Origin of the sequence: Caulobacter sp. S45 (genome assembly GCF_903642205.1) — a bacterium.
Lineage (GTDB): Bacteria > Pseudomonadota > Alphaproteobacteria > Caulobacterales > Caulobacteraceae > CAHJWH01.
Genome location: NZ_CAHJWH010000249.1, coordinates 1 through 2,930, shown reverse-complemented (window position 1 = coordinate 2,930; position 2,930 = coordinate 1). Strand labels below are relative to the sequence as shown.

Genomic DNA, 2,930 nt, shown 5'->3' with positions numbered 1-2,930 from the left:
TCGCCGGGATGAGCGGTGGATTGACTTGGTCGGACGCTGCTCCGGCCTCAGGCGGTGCCGCCTGCGTCCACCGTCAATACCGTCCCGGTGACGTTGCGGGCTCCGTCGCTCATCAGGAACGACACCGCCGCGGCGACATCCTCCGCCACCGCCAGCCGCCCCAGCGCGCTCCGCCCCGCGATCTTCTCCAGCCCGCCCCCGTCCACGCCGGAGGTCAGCTCCGTCTCGATGAAGCCGGGCGCCACCGCGTTCACCGTGACGCCCACCCGGCCGACCTCGCGCGCCAGGGAGCGGGTGAAGCCCACCAGCGAGGCCTTGGTCGCGCCATAGACCGACAAGCCGTTGAAGCCGGTGGAGGCGATCACCGAGGCCATGTTCACCACCCGGCCCTCGCCCGCCACCATCATCTGGCGCACCACGTACTTGGTCAGCAGGATCGGCGACAGCGTGTTCAGCCGGATCAGGGCCTCGATCTGGGCCTGGCTCATATTGGTGAGCAGGCCGCTGGTGCCGATGCCGGCGTTGTTCACCAGCCCGTACAGAGGGCCATGCTCGCGCTTCAGCCGCCGCACGAAGTCGGCGATGACGTCCACCTCAGTTAGGTCGAAGGGCTCGAAGCGGATCGCGCCCTGTGTCGCCGCGATGACCTCCTCCAGCGCCTCGGAAGGCTTGCGCGCCACCGCGGTCACCGTGAAGCCGTCGGCCGCCAGCCGCGTGGCGATGGCGAGGCCGAGGCCCCGGCTCGCGCCCGTGACCAGCACCCTATGCAACGCGCCGCTCCAGCTTGCCGGCGGCGCCGACCGCCAGCGCGTCGACGAAGCGGATCGAGGCGGGGGTCTTGTGGGGCGGGAGCCGCTCGCGGCAGTGGGCCAGGATCAGGCTTCGGGCGCCGGCGGGATCGTCGCTCGGGCTCGCCAGCACCACCTCGGCTGTCACCAAGGCGCCGAGCAAGGGGCTGGTGCGTCCCACGACGCGCGACATGCGCACGCCCGGGCAGGCGTTGATCACCGCCTCCACCTCCTCAGGCGCGATCTTCAGGCCACCCACATTGATGACGCCGCTGCGCCGGCCGAGGAAGTGGAAGCGCTCGCCCCGCCGCTCCACCAGGTCGCCCGTGTCCACCCAGCCCTGCGCATCGCCGAGCGGCGGCGCGTCTGCGCCGAGATAGCCGAGCGCGGTGCGGGCGGAACGGAGCTGCAGCACGCCGTCCACCACCCGCATCCGCACCGGGCCATCCTCGCGCTCGACAAAGGCGGCGGGGAAGCCGGCCAGGCCGTCGGTCACCTCGAAGCCGACTCCGGCTTCGGTGGAGGCGTAGGCGTGGCCGACGGCGGCTTCGGGGAAGCGCGCCCGCAGGCTGTCGAGGACGGCCTGGTCGGCGATCTCGCCGGACAGGCGCACATAGCGGGGCGACACGCCGGCCAGGGCGGGACTCATGAGGGCCCGCCGCCAGTGTGAGGGCGTACCGGCCAAGTGCGTGACGCCGTGGACGCGGAGCCTGCCGAGAAAGTCGGCCAGCGGCTCGTGCGCGTCGGTGATCAGCAGGCTGGCGCCGCCGGTCAAGGTGCGCAGCAGCATCTGCAACCCGCCATATCGGCGGATGTCGTAGAAGGTGGCCCATACGGGCGGGGCGTGCGCGTCGGCCCGGCCCGGCTGTGCGCCGATGGCGCCGGTGAGCCCGGCCAGCGTGTGGACGACCATCTTCGGAGCGCCGCTGGTGCCGGAGGTGAACAGCGCCCACTCGGTGGAGGTGCTGCGCGCCGTTGTGTCGGACTCGCCCGACGGCTCGAACAAGATGCGGTGGTGAGCCAGCCCAAGCCGCCCATCGTCCTCCATGTCGCTGACGACCGTGTCGGCCTGCGCCGTCGTTGCGGCCTGCGCCAGTTGGCCCGCGTCAAGGTCCGGAGGACACAGGATCAGCCGTGCCGCGACCCCGTCCAGGCTGGCCAGGGCGAGGGCGGCGGCGAGCGGAGATCGGGTGCGGACCAGCACCTTGCGGCCCTGCAGATCGTCGGTGGCGGCCGACAGGAAGGCGCCCGTGGCGAGGGCGGCGAGGGGGACGCGACGCTCTGCGGCGATCAGGGCCGGCTGGCCGCTGCAGGCAAGCGCCGCCTTGATCCTGTCCTTCAGGCTTGAGGGAACGGCCCCAAGCCGCGTGTGGGCTTCGAGACGGTCTGCTGCGGAGCCCGCCTCAGCATGACGAACGTGTGGCTGATCAACCGCCTTCGTCATCCTGAGGAGCCCCGGAGGGGCGTCTCAAAGGACGCAGGCCGCCTGGCGCCGGGATCCATAGCGCGACCCGGCCGCCTCAGGCGGCGACGCGGTCATAGAAGCGGACGAAGTCGCCGAAGGTGATCGGAAAGTCGATGTCCTCGGAGGTGGCGAAGGGGTCCTCGCCCAACTCGTCCTCGAGCCTCGCCACCACGATGGCGAAGCACAGCGAGTCCAGCCCGCTGTCGAGCAGCACCAGGTCGTCGCTGAGCGGCGCCAGCCTCTTCTGCTGCTCCGCCGCCACCTGGCGCATCTGGTCTTCGATGAGGGCTCGTAGGGACATGGGCGTACGCCTGCTTCGGACGGCGGGAGTATCGCGGAAAAGCCTAAAGGATCGGTTGTGCTGCGGAAGGCGCCCTCAGGGCGGGGTGGCGCGCCCGTTGCAGGTGTGCACCCGCCGTCCTGCAACGGGATGGTTCATCCGTCCCGGGCTCACGCTGAATGATCTCCACCTCCAGCCCGCTACGCTGCCGCGCCATCGCAGCGGCCGATCTTGCCGCGGTCTCGGCCCTGCTTAGCGAAGGCTTTCCCGATCGGCCGCAGGCTTATTGGGACGCGGCGCTGGATGTGCTGCGCGTGCGCGAGACGCCGGAGGAGTACCCCCGCTTCGGCGTGATGCTCGAGACGGGCGGCGTCTGCGTCGGTGTGCTGCTGCAGAT

General features: G+C 71.1%; 4 protein-coding genes. 1 reads left to right on the top strand and 3 read right to left on the bottom strand.

Features of this window, described 5'->3' with window-relative positions:
* Positions 1–47: 47 nt before the first annotated feature.
* From HUV06_RS15655 to HUV06_RS15645, 3 genes are all read right to left on the bottom strand, one after another.
* Complete coding sequence (locus HUV06_RS15655; RefSeq protein ID WP_254601193.1) at positions 48–761, bottom strand: SDR family NAD(P)-dependent oxidoreductase; 714 nt, start codon at positions 759–761, stop codon at positions 48–50.
* A 1-nt stretch (position 762) separates the two neighbouring features.
* The gene (locus tag HUV06_RS15650; protein ID WP_174302167.1) at positions 763–2,232 is read right to left on the bottom strand and encodes a class I adenylate-forming enzyme family protein; all 1,470 of its coding nucleotides are present in this window, start codon (positions 2,230–2,232) and stop codon (positions 763–765) included.
* Positions 2,233–2,308: 76 nt separating this feature from the next.
* The gene (locus HUV06_RS15645; protein ID WP_174302166.1) at positions 2,309–2,554 is read right to left on the bottom strand and encodes an acyl carrier protein; all 246 of its coding nucleotides are present in this window, start codon (positions 2,552–2,554) and stop codon (positions 2,309–2,311) included.
* A gap of 158 nt (positions 2,555–2,712) precedes the next feature.
* On the opposite strand from HUV06_RS15645, the gene HUV06_RS15640 reads away from it, so the two are divergent.
* On the top strand, positions 2,713–2,930 hold a 218-nt coding region (locus HUV06_RS15640; protein WP_217433928.1), incomplete at its 3' end, for a hypothetical protein.